Below are 15,358 nucleotides of genomic sequence, written 5' to 3' on the forward strand. Positions count from 1 at the left end.
TCTTTCTTCGCTAATAATGTAGCATGCTACATTTTAGAGAGGCGGTATCTTTTGGAGCTCTCGGAGAAGCGGCCAGAGGGGCTGGTCAAAATAGCCAACACCCTGCTGGAAAAGCACATGAATGAGTGTGTGCGGAACATCTTTCCCAATCTGACTGGTCCCCAATTCGTCATGGTCTATTACCTGTATGAGCATGAGGGCCTGGAGGTGACGCAGAAGACGGTGGGCGACAGGTTCCGTTTGAGCCATCCCACGGTTCGGGGAGTTGTCAAACGGCTGGTCAAGGCAGGATGGCTGACGGCAAAGCCACAGACTGATGACCGACGTCAGATGGTTCTTGAGCTTACCAGACATGCGCGCAAGGAGCTGAACGCCCACCAGGTCGAGATCCGGCATGTATTGGAGGCCACGGGCAAGCTTGCCTTGAAAGGGTTCGATGAGCGGGAGAGCAGACAGCTGGTCGGCTACCTGGAACGGATCATTAGAAATATGGAATCCTGATCTGTTTTTAGTCGGAGCATGCAGGCTTTGGACCGAGCCGGTGAAGGACGGGGAGGATGCGGTATGAATAAGGATGGCGGCAAGGGGAAAGGCAGCAAAGGCGGGACTAGGGGAAGTCGTACTGCGATGATGGGCACGCTTTTGGCAGGGGCCTTCCTGGCCCTGATGGCGGAGACTTTCCTTAACAATGCTCTGCCAACCATTATGGCGGAATTCCATGTGTCCCAATCCACCGCACAATGGCTGAGCACCTCCTATCTGCTGGTGGTGGGGCTGATGATACCTGTATCGGCTTGGGTATTTTCCAACTTCCGGTCCAAGCACACCTTCATGGCCATGATGGCTATTTTCCTGACGGGCTCCCTGGTCTGTGTCTTCTGCAAAGGGCATTTCCCGCTGCTGTTGGCGGGCAGAATCATTCAGGCCGTGGCCGCTGGATCGTTGATGCCTTTCATTCAGAATGTGGTACTGCTGCTTTTCCCGCCGGATAGGCGCGGTGTGGCCCTGGGCGTGGTGGGCCTGGTGGTGGCCTTGGGTCCCACGGTTGGCCCCACGCTCTCGGGGTTTGTTTTGGAGCACTGGTCCTGGAGGGCCTTGTTTGTGCTGCTTGCTGCCTTGAGCGCCGCGATCCTGGTGGCGTCGTTTTTCCTGGTCTATACGGTCAACCATCGGGTGAGAACCCGGCTGGACGTGCCTTCCGTGGTTTATTCCTGCCTGGGTTTGGGCTCATTCTGTACGCCCTGTTCGCCATTGGAGACGCGGGTGGTGCGTCAGTGCTTGACCTGGGATTGCTGCTTGCTGGCGTGCTGGTCGTAATCCTGTTCTGCCGACGCCAGCTGCGTCTGGAGTCTCCGCTGGTGAATTTGCGTGTCTTCACGAACGCTACTTTCAACCTGACCAGTCTGCTGAGCACCCTGAGCAACATTGCCATGGTCGGGGTAGAGCTGGTACTTCCCCTGTACCTCCAGAATACGCGCGGGTCAAGCGCACTCACCTCTGGTCTGGTCATGCTGCCAGGAGCCATTGTCATGGGCATATTCAACCCCCTCTCTGGTCTGATCTATCAAAGAATCGGAGCGAGGAAGATTTCCCTTTTGGGGTACACGGTGCTGCTTGCCGGAACCTTGCCGATGATATGGTTCGGCACTACTACCAGTCTTATCGTAATCGCCTCCTGCTATGCTCTGCGCTTGGCAGGAGTGGCGCTGGTCATGATGACCACCTTCACCGAGGGCATCAACGCACTGCCCGCAGAACTCACGGCCCATGGCAACGCGGCTGCCTCGACTGTCCGCCAGGTGGGCGGCTCGCTGGGTACGGCCGCAGCCATGATGATTGTCACCATCGGCGCTCAGCGCGGCAGTCTCAGCGGAGCCACGCCAGCCCAGGCTCTCGACCAGGGCTACCAATGGGCCTTCATCTTCCTTATGCTCGTAGCCCTAATCGGCCTGTGTGCCTCGCTTTTCCTTAAGCGGCATAAAACTGAGAATGAGTAAGAAAGATATCTTTTCGCTTTCAAAGCAGGGGCCATTGCTGACAGCGATTGGCTCATAATGCCAACGAGCAGAGGGATACATGCATGGGTCATAATTTGATACTTAAAACTGTCGGAAACGCCAACTGCATAAGGCGAGCATGATTCTAGATTGACAAAGTGAACCTTCGCTGCCGGTCGATACAAGGATTGAGAAATTTATTGCATGCCCTAGATACGCGTGCATAAGAGACGATGATAATAGAGGAATTACCTTATCCAGCATCTCTTGTGGCATTTGCAGCCTTTCTTATCTAAACTGCTTCCCGAGCGCAGGCCAACACCAGCCGGGAAAGCTCTAGCCATAGGAGATACTGGAATCCATCGAGCTAGACAATGTTGCGGACGCAGAAAACGACTATCGTGCAGGACGAAGCCAGAAATTCGACAAGGACGAGAAAAGCGCTGGTTGACTGTTTGCGGGCACTTCATTTGCTGTTTTATTCTGGCTATATTGTTTTGTTCCTGCGCGCACTGTGGAAGGAGAGGGACGGATGACAAGGGAGTTGGAGCTTTCGACGCGGCACGGTAGCGAGTTGGTTTCTGTTGAGTATTCGCTGGAGCTTGCTAAGGACAAAGGCATAGAGGCTGGAATCAGCACTGCAAAAGCGACCGACAATTTCGGTGATGGAATCTACGTGGAATCCATTGAAGAAGACCCTGCAAGCGACCATGTACAAGATGATGCACTATTTGATTACAAGATGGCTGCAGCTAGTGGGGTGGTTGCGGGTTTATGTGATGCGATTTTTGTTGGCAAGTTCTCTCTGGACAGGGCGAACGAGTGGGGTTCGGAGAAAGTCAATGAGTTCGTGGTTTGGGTGGCAAAGCAGCATTCTGATTTTAAAGGAGAGTCCCTGCGTGATGCCATTCAATTCCTAGAAGATCAATATCCTTTTGTCGGCGATAAGTACACAGCCGAATTTGGCGGCGGGTTGCAACATCATCTCAGAGACTTTTCTCACCACTTCTCCCTTGAGGGATTGGTGTTCTCGATACTCACTCAATTTACAGGAAAGGTATACGGCACCAATCAGAACGGAGATTTCATTGCAGTCCCGGTGGAAGAACAATGGTTTAAGGAAGGTCTGATCGGCGGTACTGTCAGCGAAAAGCTGTTCCTAGGCACGGTGCGATGGTTCTTTCACATGGCGTCAGACGCGCCGGGGTCAAGTTCGAATCCTGGTCACGGCACGGGAATACCCGGGCCTTTTCTTTCTATTATTAAGGAATTGTCCGCCTTGCCCGTGTTTAAAAATGCCATGGATTCCGGCATGGGGTTACGGAAACTTCTTTCCAAGATGTTCAATGGGACCTTATTCGCTCAAGTTGACGATGAAGGACGTAAAGTGCTTCGTAGGTTTAACCTGCGAACCGAGATCGGAATTGTGCATGGACTGGGGCGTCAGGCGCTTCCAGTGTTGCTGAATGAATGCCTGACGCGGGGCTGCTATTTTCTTCATCATCTTTATCTGGAGATGAGAAACAATGAAGTCCGCTCTTCGGACGACCTGTCGCAGCTGGACATGGGCGTGATCCTTCCATTCAATAATTCCAGAGTAGTCCGCATGGTATCCATTGCTTCGGCTACCTTTACTGCAGTGGATCTAGCGGATGCTGCCATTCGGGCTGCCTTGGTCGGGGTTGTAATAAAGGGATTCGATGGCAAGCTCTTCCTGCTGAAAATCAACTATGTAGGTGTGACTCGTCTGGTTTTCGCAATAGGTGTGGATGTCAAAACGGTATGGGAACGAAGAGCAAGCCACAGGCTGCGGCAGCAAAGCGACGATTCGGCAGGTCGGGCAACAATGGAAATGCTCTCGTTGAAGCCGGAGCATCTATCTGTTCTGTTCTCGGTAGAGCGACTGGCGCTTTATGAGGACATAGATCGAAGTAAGGCAGTGGATCGTAGAGAAAAGGAAGAATGGTTTGACAGTTGGTCTGAAAACCTGCCTGATGACTGTGATCTCCTTAATCGCGGGCAAGTGAAAGAGAGAATTGAAGAACTTGTTGCGCGGGACGGGAACACATGGAAAGCCTTGGTTCTGATTGAACTTGCACGGTTCACCCCGTATGACCTATATCATTTTGAAACGGAGTCAGAGAATCCTGAGGGAGGGCCGGACTCCTCGATCAAGAGAACTAAACGACCAAAATTTGATTCAAAGATTCTCGAAGAATTATGGCGTGATGTAAGCGGCGATTCGGATAAATCCCCTGTGCAGCAGACCGCTAAGGCGCTGAATAGGAATGCCGGCGTATTGAATGGTAGCCGAACCAAAAAAATTGTCGGTGCTGCGGGAACTGCCGCGGTTGCGGTTGCTACGGGAGGTGCAGCGTTTACATTAGCGCCAGTCATAGCGCCAGTCATAGCGCCGTTGTTTGCCGGATCAGCTGTTGCCGGCCTGTCTGGTGCTGCTCTTACCAGTGCGAGCCTTGCAGCGGTTGGCGGTGGCGCATTGGCTGCTGGAGGCTTCGGTATGGCAGGCGGCACAGCCATAATCGCTGGTGGCGGTGCAGTCTTGGGTTTGGTTGGTGGTAGTGGGGTAACTGCTGTTGCTTCACTTCTCACTGATTCCAAAGGAGCGTTTGCACTCGACGAGTGTTCGAAGCTCCTAACATTTTGCCAATCTGACTTTACTCAAGCTGATATGAAGCCAGAGACGATTGAACGGATCCGACAGGGTTTGCTCGATCAGATTGAACGAATGGAAATTCAGCAGGAGGTTCTCTCTAGGCGTTCTGAAGATAAGGATTTAGATAAGGCTGAGAGAAAAGAAACCAAGAAAGAGCTCTCCGGTCTTAAGAAGAGCCTGGGTTACATGCGTAACTGCGAAAAGGAAATGGTGAAGCTGATTAATCAGAAAAGTCGCTCGAAGGAGACTGTGACAGTTGTGAAAGGCGATGTTGAGTCGGCCTGATCAATGACGGCGCTGAGGTGGGAATCATGCCGAGATGAGTGTGCATCGGATTCTGTGCCTTGTCGTATCAGTTGATAGGGATGCGACCAGCCTTTGCCGACTTACTATTACCAATCCTCTTGGGGTCGTGGAGGTGAGTAACAAAAAGGGATTTTGGGAAGCCCAAAATCCCCTGCTGGCGGAGGATACGAGATTCGAACTCGTGAGGGCGTGAACCCAACACGCTTTCCAAGCGTGCGCCATAGACCACTAGGCGAATCCTCCAGGGCTGCAATGAACGGGGCCGTAGCCTACATGACCCTTATCAAGGCAACTAGGAAATAGTAACACAGGGCAGGGATTGCAGGCCAGTCCAGACGTGTCGCCGGCAGTTCCCGCCCTGCTGATGTTCTACTTGATCTGATCCATGGAAAGGCCAAGAGCATCAGCTACGCGCTGACCGTAGTCAGGGTCGGCCTGGTAGAACTGCCTGGTCTCAAGAACCTGGATCTCCTGGTCATCGACAGACCCCAGGGTGTTCTTGATGGTCTGGATCAGGCGGTCCTTCTCCTCCGGGCTCATCAGCCTGTAGAGACGGCCGGCCGCGGAGTAGTAGTCCTTGTCATAGGGGCGGGAGTACTCGGTTTGCCCTTGGACGGCATCGCCATGCATACGGGCATCGTTGTCCTCCACGGGGCCGCCCTTGCTGTTGGGCTCATAGTTGACCGATCCATCCTGCCCCTGGGACATGAAACCGTCCCGTTCATAGTTGTGGACCTCGTTGACCGGGCGGTTGATGGGCAGCTGTTCGTAGTTGGCGCCCAGACGGTAGCGCTCGGCATCCTTGTACCCAAACAGGCGGCCCTGCAGCAGCTTGTCGGGCGACGGCTCGATGCCTGGGACGAAGTTGGCGGGGGAGAAGGCCGCCTCCTCCACATCATCAAAATAGTTGGTCGGGTTGGTGTCCAGCACGAACTCGCCTATCTCAATGCGCGGATAGTCCTTCTTGGAGACCACCTTGGTCACGTCGAAGATGTCGTCCTTATAATCCAGGCCCTCCTGGTAGGGCAGGATCTGCACGCAGACCTTCCACTTCGGGTAGTCACCCCGGTCGATGGCATCGTAGAGGTCGTGCAGGAGGAAGTCGGTGTCCTCGGAGGCGACCTTGGCCGCGGTCTCGTCGGTCATGTTCTTCACGCCCTGCTCGCTCAGGAAGTGGTACTTGACCCAGAACTGCTTGCCCTTGGCATTGACCCACTTGAAGGTGTGGCTTCCATAGCCGTTCATGTTCCGATAGCTGGCCGGGTTGCCCCTGTCGCCCATCAGATAGGTCACCTGATGTACCGACTCGGGGGAGTGCGACCAGAAGTCCCACTGCATCTCCTGGCTGCGCAGGTGGGTGGCCGGGTCGCGCTTCTGCGAGTGGATGAAGTCGGGGAACTTCAGGGGGTCGTTGACGAAGAATACGGGGGTATTGTTGCCCACCACGTCGTAGTTGCCCTCCTGGGTGTAGAAGCGCAGGGCGAAACCGCGCACGTCGCGCAGGGTGTCGGGATAGCCGGATTCGCCGGCCACCTGGGAGAAGCGCAGCAGGATGGGCGTGGTCTTGCCGGCTCCGTTGAATACGTCGGCCTTGGTGTAGGCGCTCATATCCTTGGTCAAGGTGAAGGTTCCCTTGGCTCCGGCCCCCTTGGCGTGGACTACGCGCTCTGGGATGCGCTCGCGGTTGAAGTGGGCCAGCTTTTCGAGGAGCTGGTAGTCCTGCATGAGGATGGGTCCGCGGGTTCCCGCCGTCTGGCTATGGTTGTTGTCTGCCCAAGGCTGCCCTTCGTTGGTGGTGAGTTTGTCGTTCATATCTGCTCGATTCCTGTGACATCTATGATTTTTGCGATCGACAGTCCCATGCGGGCCAGGTCTGCGACCCTGCTTCTGGTCGACTGTCCGGTCGCTGATAGCAAGACCCTTGATAAAATCCTGCTATCCTCCACCGTATCTGACTGGGAATGGACTTGGTGGATATGCGCGCTGAGCGAGAGTCAGATATCTCACTAATCCAGCAAGAGTTTATGACACCCTTGACAGAATCATAAGAAAGCCGCCGGCACTGCCTCATTCAATCGGCAAATGGCGGCGGCTCTCATCAGAGCACCGGTGTTCAGAGCATCTGTATCAGTTCACCCACATCCTGGATGACCAGCTGGAGGTTGAGCCCGGTCAGGACGGCTACCACAATCCAGGCCAGGAAGGCCATCCATCGAGGATTGGCGTACTTGCCCATGATCTTCTTGGAGGAGGTGAACCAGACCAGGGGGATCATGGATATGGGCAGGGCCACGCACAGGAAGACCTGGGAGTAGACCAACAGGCTATCCAGGGCGGACTCCTTGCCGCCGAAGGCGATGGTGCAGATCAGTACGGGGATGATGGAGATCACACGGGTGACCAGCCTGCGCAGCCAGAGGGGGATCCTCATGCGGATGAAACCCTCCATGACGATTTGCCCGGTCAAGGTGCCGGTGATGGTCGAGTTCTGGCCCGAGGCCAGCAGGGCTACGGCGAAGAGTGTGGAGAGCAGACCGGAGGCGACCGGACCGGCGATGGTCTTGTCGCCAAGGGCGTTGTAGAGGGCGGTGAAGGTGTCCAGCCCTTCGCCGTGTCCGAAGAACATGGCCGCACCCAGCATCAGCAGCAGGCAGTTGACCACGAAGGCGGCGGACAGCTGGATGTTGGAATCCCAGGTGGCGAAGCGGACAGCGTTGGCAACCTGATGGTCGTCGCTTCGGTCGAAGTCGCGGGTCTGGACGATGGATGAGTGCAGATAGAGGTTATGAGGCATGACCGTGGCGCCCACGATGCCCAGAGCCATGGTCAGCTGGCCGTTGCCCAGGATGGCCTTGTCAGGGATGAAGCCGCGGAAGACCGCGGGCATGTCGGGCCTGGCAAGGAAGACCTCGTAGAGGAATACCGCCATGATGACCAGAATCAGGGTGGCCACGATGGCCTCGATGCGGCGGAAGCCGATCTTGGTCAGCAGCAGGAGGATGAGCACGTCCAGCACGGTCAGCGTCACGCCCAGGATCAGTGGAATGCCGAAGAGCAGCTTCAGGGCGATGGCCCCGCCGATCACTTCGGCGATGTCGGTGGCCATCACAGCCAGCTCCGTGCAGATCCAGAGGGCGAAGCTGAGTCGGCGGCTGGTGTGCTGGCGTGTGGCCTGGGCCAGGTCCAGGCCAGTCACGATTCCCAGCTTGGCCGACATGTACTGCAGCATCATGGCAATCAGGCTGGAGATGAGGATGACGCTCATGAGCAGGTAGCCATACTGGGCGCCGCCGCCGATGGAGGTGATCCAGTTGCCTGGGTCCATGTAACCGACTGCCACCAGGGCGCCCGGGCCGGAGAAGGCTGCAAGGTTCTTCCAGAAGGATGAGGTTGAGTTGGGTACGGAGATTGTGGCGTTGATCTCCTCCAGGGAGCGTCCGTTGGCCGTCTCGATGATGGGATGGGATTGGTGCTGCCGACCGGATGGCGGAGTCCCGACTTCGGATCCGGCTGGACTGGCGGACCCTGAAGCGGGTCGGGTCTTAGTGTTCGGCATGTCACCTTCCTTGATTCTGGACCATGGCGGTCGTACGGCTGGCTATAGACTTCGACCCTTCGAAGTCTAATGGCGCTTGACGAAGAATACCAGAGGTGAGCTGTGACAATGTCGAAATATGCCTGCTGGGTTACCTGCGGGTCGTGCCGTGGAGCTGTGCTATAGACTGTGGAACATGGGAATTGCCGAACTGTCCTCCAGCGCCCAGGATTATCTCAAGGTCATCTGGGACCTTCAGGAATGGGACAAGGGCCCTGTCCAGCCCACTGCGGTGGCTGACAGGACGGGCATGAAACAGTCGACGGTCTCAGGCGCGCTGGGCCGTCTGGTCGATGCCGGTCTGGTCACCCACAGGCCTTACGGCAAGGTCGAGCTGACCGAGACCGGTCGTCGCTACGCGGTCACCATGGTCCGGCGCCACAGGCTGCTGGAGACCTTCCTGGTGCAGGTCCTCGATTACGGTTGGGATGAGGTGCATGAGGAGGCGGACAGCCTTGAGCACGCCGTCTCCGACAAGATGGTCGACCGTATCGACGACTATCTGGGACACCCAACTGCCGATCCACATGGGGATGCCATACCCTCGCCTGAGGGGGACCTTCCGCCAATACCTACAACCACAAGGCCTCTTTCGGAAGTATCTGCAGGGACGACGGTAAAAGTGCAACGAGTCAGCGACGAGGATTCACAAATACTTCGTGCGCTCAGCAGTTACCGCATAGGGCCTGGCTGTCTGGTGCAGGTGGAAAGTAGGCAGGCTGATGATGAATTAGCCGTAAGCCTGACGGATATGCATTCCAGCTCCGACTCCGCTTCGGACGACCTTCTTGTGCTGTCTAAAGACCAGGCGGCATTGATTCAGGTCAGTCTTATCTGATTTGTCGTACTGAACAGCGTTACTGTTCGCTGCGGTTGGCCTCATGCTCTCGCTGACGACGGTGAAGATACGCGAATAAGTTTGAGGTATGAATGTAGGCTCTTCGGTCGTTTTTCGCTAGAACATCGAGAACAATACCGGTAATGATGGATAACAGACCGACAAGGATCAACAGTACTGATCCGATAAGGGTCGGAATACGCGGGACCGATCCTGTGCGCCAGAATTCGAACATTACCGACAAGAGAAAACCGAAACCGACCAGGTCTATCAGCAGGCCGCATCCTCCAAAGAAGGGAAGGGGTTTGTACTCCCTGATCATTCTGAAAATGGTGGAAAGCACGCGGATCCCATCGCCCACAGTGTTGAGTTTGCTGTGGGATCCCTTAGGACGATCACGGTATTGAACGGGCATTTCGTACAGCCGTAAATTCCTGTCCAGGCTGTGTATGGTCATTTCTGTTTCCACTTCAAATCCATGGGACAGAATCGGGTAGCATTTGACATAGGTAAACGAAAAAGCCCGGTAGCCCGTCATAATATCCTTGACTTGCGCACCGAAGATGCCGTTGATTGCCGAGCGAACCAATCTGTTGCCGACGTTGTGAAAGGGCCTTTTGTTTTCTTGGAAGTAGGTGGAGCTTAGTCTGTCGCCTATCACCATGTCATAGCCCTCGAGGATTTTATCCACCATAGCGGGAGCATTTTCCGCTGGATAGGTGTCATCGCCGTCGGCCATGACATATACGTCGGCATCGATGTCTTCGAACATAGCTCGTATGACGTTGCCCTTACCTTGGCGTGGTTCCGGTCGTACTACTGCGCCCTTGGATTGTGCTATGGAAGCTGTTTTGTCTGTGGAGTTGTTGTCATAGACGTAAATGGTCGCCGTTGGGAGTGCTTTGCGGAAGTCGTCAACGACTTTTCCTATCGTCTGCTCCTCGTTATAGCAGGGCAAGAGAACGGCAATGGTTGCTTCTTTCAAGGCAAGCTTCATGATTAACACTATACATATAGGGATTCTCAGATTGAGGTCTATATAGGATTATGAAATTTGTGGGCAATAGCAGAGGTATGCCCATTGCGCGTACCGCGCTCAGGTTAGCATAGACCACATGCAGCAGCTATTTGAAACTGGACCTGATGTCTGGAAGCAACTTGATGGCTTGAGCAAACGGCAACGCCGGTTGGTTATTTCAGCAGTCAACTACCATTCGTTGATGCAGCCTGGTCGAGAACTGCTCTACAAGATCTATATGGGTGAAGACTGGCAGTATCCCCGCTTGACGGATACGTCGACTCTGAATGGTTCTCTAACCAAGGGAGCCGGACTTAAACCTGTAGTCGAATTCAAAGCCAGGTCAACGTCCAAGCCTAAGACTGCCTTTACCCCGCACTATTTTGATCCGCATCATCAATTGGTTGACTGGAATGAACGGTATGTGTTGCTTACTCCGGACGATGCCTCTGATATGACGGTCAAGGCCCGGAATCTATCATCTCGGCTGCCTATGCGCAACCAGATCTACAATTACTGTGAGCTGCATTTCCCGCTTCTGTTCGATCAGGTTCGTGAGTTGCTCAGGCGTAAACGTGAGAAAGCGGGATACCAGGCTATTGAGACTTATCGTCCCGATTCACCCAGCGACCTGTTCGCTCGTGGGGCTGTGCATCATCCAGCCAGTCCTATCGAACCTGGGCAACCGGATTCTTCGGCTCCCAAGGCTGTCATTATCGCCATGCATTGGCTGCAGCCCGGGGGAGCCGAACGCTGGGCCATGGAAACAATCGCTTTGGCTCGTAGAGCTGGGCTATTGCCTATCGTCATCACCAACAATGACAGTCATCAGCCATGGATCGTCAGCAAGGATTTGGATGATGCACTCGTCATCAATCTGACCTTTCCTGCGCAGGATGGCATCGGCGACGTGCCCCTGCTCAGGGCTCTGTTTGAGCAGTATAACATCCGTGGCGTCCTGATTCATCACAATCAATGGATGTATGACCGGCTCTGGTGGATCAAGCGGTACTATCCGCATACGTTCATTGTCGACTCACTGCATATTCTTGAATACCATGATCGCGGTGGCTATCCCAACCAGAGCGTGAGCCGCGACCCTTACATCGATCTGCACCATGTCATTTCGCCGCAACTGCAGGATTGGCTGGTAAATCATCATGGCATATCGGCGAAAAAGGTGGTTATGGCACCCTTGGTTGGTCTGACTGCCGATCAGATGCATCCAAGGTACAAGGATCGGGTGCAACAGGATGTCTTTCATATCGCCTTTGTAGGGAGGATGACCAGGCAGAAGCGCCCGGAGGCATTTATCAATGTCGCCAAGGAAATGGAGCATCGTTTCCCGGGTCGTTTTCGGTTCATTATGCATGGCAGCGGTGATATGGATTTGGAGGTACGCAAACTTCTTGAGAAATATGGCCTGGATCATGTAGTGGAACGTCGTGATGTCTCTCAGCCTGTTTCTGCAACATATGATTGGGCGGATGCTCTGCTGATCACCTCGATCAATGAGGGTATTACTCTTACGACCATCGAGGCTATCAGTCGGGGCATGCCGGTGTTGAGCGCTGATGTCGGTTCCCAATCGACGCTGGTTCCTGTTCAGGGGCTGTTGCCTCGGCAATCGTTGGGGCTGGTCCGCCAATCGGTCCGTTCCTTGCTCAGGATGGATGGTCATGAAGAGGATCGCAGGCGGTTGTGGACGGCGGAGCTGGAACGGCTTCAGGAGTTTTCAAGGAAGGAATCGGCCGACTCCTTCTTCACCCGAATGTTGGGAGAATGGGCGCAGTGATGAATGCTGTAGATAACCGGAGGAATGTGGCCGCTGTCGTCGTCACCTTCAACCGTCTGGAAAAGCTGAAGAAGGTTCTGGCTTCCCTGGAGTCCCAGACCTTTCTGCCCAAGGCCCTGATTATTGTCGACAATGCTTCGACCGATGGGACTGCGGATTATCTGCATGAGTATCAGGACGCATTCCCCCTGGAAGGGAAGGTGGAGCTTCGCATTGTCACCCTGCCCGAGAATGTCGGCGGGGCCGGTGGTTTCTCTGCTGGCATGCGCGAGGGCTACCGGATGGGTTTCGACTATGTGTGGATCTTCGATGATGACGGATATCCTGAGCCGGATGCCTTGGAAAAACTGCTCGGAGGCTACGAACAGGCCACCCAGGCTTTGAGCCCGGATATTCCCTTTGCCTGCTCCCTGATCAAATACATCGACGGAACCATTTCAGAAATGAACAATCCTGTACCTACCTGGGACTGGGGTCGGTTGCGAGCCATGGGGCTCAGGGATCTGGTGCTGATCAATCAGGCATCCTTCGTATCTGTGCTCATCCCACGTTGGGTCATGGAAGCCTATGGTCTGCCATACAAGGAGTACTTCATCTGGTTTGACGATGCTGAGTACACCTTGCGTATTACGAGAGACTGCCCCGGAGTCCAGGTTCTCGATAGCGTAGTGGTGCACGATATGGGTGAGAACAAGGGAGTCAATTTCTCGATGATCAACGAGAAGAACGCCTGGAAGTTCGCCTATGGCATTCGTAATCAGGGATCCTACAGACTGCATCACAAAAGCCTGGTCCATTATCTGCTCTTTTGCGCCCAGGTTTGGTATGCCATGCGGTCCGGTGGAGTGGATAAGAAGTTGCGTCGACAAATGTATGGCAAGATGATCGAAGCTATAAGGTTCAACCCGTCAATTGATTATCCGCAAGTTGGGAATCAATGATATTGGCGTGCAAGAAGGAAAATATCTACCATTTATGATTTTTCGGCGCTCTGCAACCGAGCGTTCGAATCAAACGTGACGGATATCGCGAAAGGATACAGTAGAAAAGATGATGTGGCTTTCCTTCCTAGCATCTATGCTGCTGGCTGCGGGCTTACTATATATTCCTGGTTTTCTACTCGTTTCCGCATTTGGATATTCGAGACGGACCTCCCTGTTGCTTTCCCCGCCAATAGCCTTGGCGCTGTATGGGATTTTGGAAATAATTGAACAGAAGATAGGCATAAAGAGTTCTGTCGGAACTGTAGTGGGTGTCTCACTCTGCATATCAATCATCCCCCTGCTGGTCAAAGTGGTAATGCAGAAACTGAGCGTGGATGCAATGAAGCGCGATGCCAATGCTGCTGGTTCAGACGGCAATGTGCAGAAACGGCATGACTGGCTGGTGCTGTTTGGCTTCTGGACGGTCGGCATCTTTATTACCACTTTCGTGTTGGTTCGCAATTTGGATGGTCCAGATTCATATTCGCAGCTATTCGATAACGCATGGCACATGGGTATAGTCAGGAAATTCCTGACTACCGGGGATATGTCGCCTCTGACTTCCGGAAATATTGTTCCAACGGTTGGGTCATCTTTCTACCCAACAGGTTGGCACTCGCTGGTCGCATTGGTGGCTGGTACTGCAGGTGTGAGTCCTTTGATTGCGGCGAATGCGGTCAATGCATGCATTATTGCTCTTGTATTCCCTGGCTCCATGTTCCTTTTGCTGAAAAAAGTGCTGTCCGGTTTGCGTCCAGCGATGATTCTTTGTATGTGCACTACGTTGATGTTTACCGCATTCCCATGGAGATTTTTGGCGTTCGGCCCCTTGTATTCCAATCTGTTGTCGTTCGCGATACTTCCATTGTCTATGGTTCTTTTCCTCAATATCCTTGACGCAAGGAGCAGCTGGAAACGCAGAGCTCAAGATGGAGTATTGCTGGTAGCGAATATAATCGGCGTAGCAATTACTCAGCCCAATGCAGTATTTACCATGGGAATCTTTCTCGTTCCATATCTGATGACTCAAATACCGAGATATTGCGATGCCTCAAAGTTAAGAGCCAATCGGGCTTTGACGGTACCTGTATTGAGTGCAGCGGTGCTGCTGCTGATCGCCTGTGTGTGGGTCGGCCTTTACAAGGTGCCATTTATGCAACGGACCGTACGCTGGGGTTGGCCATCGTTTGAAACCAAGCCCCAGGCCATATTTGATATTGCCTTTCTGGGCTTTCATGATGCCGAGCCACAGTTTATGCTTGGCATATTGGTCATGCTGGGGTTCTTGTATGTGTTGCTTCATAGAGAATTCCTATGGCTGGGATGCTCACACATATTAATGTGTTTTCTCTATTTCCTCTCGGCTGCGACTGATGGCCGAGCCAAGGCTGTGCTTACGGGATTTTGGTACCATGACGCCTATCGTTTAGGGGCTTCGGCGGTGTTCACCGGCATACCATTGGCGGCAATTGGCCTGTGGTCACTGATGAACGTGATTGTCAAATTGTTTGATGGTGTTATGGTCGATGGCCATGATTCACGCCAGCGGATCGCATTGTTTGCTGCTGTGCTTGTCGTCGTGGAAATTATCAATTTCTTCCCGAATTACCACATGCGCGGCAGCCATAGCGTCGATACGCCTTTCGGCGCCGTAACCAGGGATCTGCGGTACACAAATTCAAGAGACGAGCCCAAAAGCTACACCGCTGACGAGCGACGTTTTGTTGAAAAGGTCCGTCAGATTGTTCCACCGGGATCCTTGATTCTCAACCAACCATATGATGGCAGCGTCTACGCGTGGGGAATCGATGATCTGAACGTCTATTACAAGGCATGGCAAGGCAACTGGCTAGGTAAGCCTACGGTCCAGAGCAAGTTGATTATGAACGGCTTGGCCAACATGGATGAGGATCAGCATGTATGCCGAGCTGTCAAGGAATCACACGCGCAGTATTTGATGCTTCTTGACCGTACCGACTATAAGCCAGACCCCGATGACAAGGCCAAAGTAATCTCCGACTATGCCAGCTATAAAAAGCGCGATTGGCGTGGTGTCGACGCCGTTCATGATGGCACACCTGGTTTCACTCCGGTTCTGCAGCAAGGAATTATGCGATTGTACAGAATCGATAGTCGCGCATGCTAGCTGAAG

At 53.8% G+C, this 15,358-nt stretch carries 9 protein-coding genes, 1 tRNA gene and 1 pseudogene; 7 read left to right on the forward strand and 4 right to left on the reverse strand.

What is annotated here, in order from left to right:
- Positions 1-51 precede the first annotated feature (51 nt).
- The 3 genes and pseudogenes from JF70_RS01140 (at position 52) to JF70_RS01150 (ending at position 4,956) form a co-directional block, all read left to right on the forward strand.
- Positions 52-501 (forward strand): MarR family winged helix-turn-helix transcriptional regulator, encoded by a 450-nt coding sequence (locus tag JF70_RS01140; protein ID WP_045934984.1) that lies wholly within the window; start codon positions 52-54, stop codon positions 499-501.
- 165 nt (positions 502-666) lie between these two features.
- Positions 667-1,997: pseudogene (locus JF70_RS09140) on the forward strand (MFS transporter).
- 532 nt (positions 1,998-2,529) lie between these two features.
- Positions 2,530-4,956: a hypothetical protein gene (locus JF70_RS01150; protein ID WP_045934985.1), complete on the forward strand. Its 2,427-nt coding sequence runs from the start codon at positions 2,530-2,532 to the stop codon at positions 4,954-4,956.
- Between the two features lie 176 nt (positions 4,957-5,132).
- Here the strand turns inward: JF70_RS01150 and JF70_RS01155 are convergent.
- The 3 genes from JF70_RS01155 to JF70_RS01165 all read right to left on the reverse strand — a co-directional run bounded on the left by JF70_RS01155 (position 5,133) and on the right by JF70_RS01165 (position 8,533).
- Positions 5,133-5,220: transfer RNA gene (locus JF70_RS01155), tRNA-Ser, on the reverse strand.
- Positions 5,221-5,346: 126 nt separating this feature from the next.
- Positions 5,347-6,789: a catalase gene (locus JF70_RS01160; RefSeq protein WP_045934986.1), complete on the reverse strand. Its 1,443-nt coding sequence runs from the start codon at positions 6,787-6,789 to the stop codon at positions 5,347-5,349.
- Positions 6,790-7,090: 301 nt separating this feature from the next.
- Positions 7,091-8,533: an Nramp family divalent metal transporter gene (locus tag JF70_RS01165; protein ID WP_231578778.1), complete on the reverse strand. Its 1,443-nt coding sequence runs from the start codon at positions 8,531-8,533 to the stop codon at positions 7,091-7,093.
- 175 nt (positions 8,534-8,708) lie between these two features.
- On the opposite strand from JF70_RS01165, the gene JF70_RS01170 reads away from it, so the two are divergent.
- Positions 8,709-9,410 (forward strand): metal-dependent transcriptional regulator, encoded by a 702-nt coding sequence (locus tag JF70_RS01170; protein WP_045934987.1) that lies wholly within the window; start codon positions 8,709-8,711, stop codon positions 9,408-9,410.
- A 19-nt stretch (positions 9,411-9,429) separates the two neighbouring features.
- Here JF70_RS01170 and JF70_RS01175 read toward each other — a convergent pair whose 3' ends face one another.
- Complete coding sequence (locus JF70_RS01175) at positions 9,430-10,407, reverse strand: glycosyltransferase family 2 protein (RefSeq protein ID WP_045935988.1); 978 nt, start codon at positions 10,405-10,407, stop codon at positions 9,430-9,432.
- A 118-nt stretch (positions 10,408-10,525) separates the two neighbouring features.
- Between JF70_RS01175 and JF70_RS01180 the strand changes: the two genes are divergently transcribed.
- The 3 genes from JF70_RS01180 (at position 10,526) to JF70_RS01190 (ending at position 15,352) form a co-directional block, all read left to right on the forward strand.
- Positions 10,526-12,223, forward strand: coding sequence for a glycosyltransferase (locus tag JF70_RS01180; protein ID WP_045934988.1), 1,698 nt, complete (start codon positions 10,526-10,528; stop codon positions 12,221-12,223).
- Positions 12,223-13,164 (forward strand): glycosyltransferase family 2 protein, encoded by a 942-nt coding sequence (locus JF70_RS01185; RefSeq protein WP_045934989.1) that lies wholly within the window; start codon positions 12,223-12,225, stop codon positions 13,162-13,164. The genes JF70_RS01180 and JF70_RS01185 overlap by 1 nt, the downstream gene beginning before the upstream one ends.
- Before the next feature lie 109 nt (positions 13,165-13,273).
- The gene (locus JF70_RS01190) at positions 13,274-15,352 is read left to right on the forward strand and encodes a DUF6541 family protein (RefSeq protein WP_045934990.1); all 2,079 of its coding nucleotides are present in this window, start codon (positions 13,274-13,276) and stop codon (positions 15,350-15,352) included.
- Positions 15,353-15,358: the final 6 nt, after the last annotated feature.

The sequence above is a fragment of the Bifidobacterium mellis genome (assembly GCF_000967265.1).
In the GTDB taxonomy this organism is placed as follows: Bacteria; Actinomycetota; Actinomycetes; order Actinomycetales; family Bifidobacteriaceae; genus Bombiscardovia; species Bombiscardovia mellis.

Excerpts from the sequence above, each read along its gene's own strand:
- JF70_RS01150 (WP_045934985.1), top strand. The coding sequence starts at position 2,530 with ATGACAAGGGAGTTGGAGCTTTCGACGCGGCACGGTAGCGAGTTGGTT.
- JF70_RS01160 (WP_045934986.1), bottom strand. The coding sequence starts at position 6,789 with ATGAACGACAAACTCACCACCAACGAAGGGCAGCCTTGGGCAGACAAC.
- JF70_RS01165 (WP_231578778.1), bottom strand. The coding sequence starts at position 8,533 with ATGCCGAACACTAAGACCCGACCCGCTTCAGGGTCCGCCAGTCCAGCC.
- JF70_RS01170 (WP_045934987.1), top strand. The coding sequence starts at position 8,709 with ATGGGAATTGCCGAACTGTCCTCCAGCGCCCAGGATTATCTCAAGGTC.
- JF70_RS01175 (WP_045935988.1), bottom strand. The coding sequence starts at position 10,407 with ATGAAGCTTGCCTTGAAAGAAGCAACCATTGCCGTTCTCTTGCCCTGC.
- JF70_RS01180 (WP_045934988.1), top strand. The coding sequence starts at position 10,526 with ATGCAGCAGCTATTTGAAACTGGACCTGATGTCTGGAAGCAACTTGAT.
- JF70_RS01185 (WP_045934989.1), top strand. The coding sequence starts at position 12,223 with ATGAATGCTGTAGATAACCGGAGGAATGTGGCCGCTGTCGTCGTCACC.
- JF70_RS01190 (WP_045934990.1), top strand. The coding sequence starts at position 13,274 with ATGATGTGGCTTTCCTTCCTAGCATCTATGCTGCTGGCTGCGGGCTTA.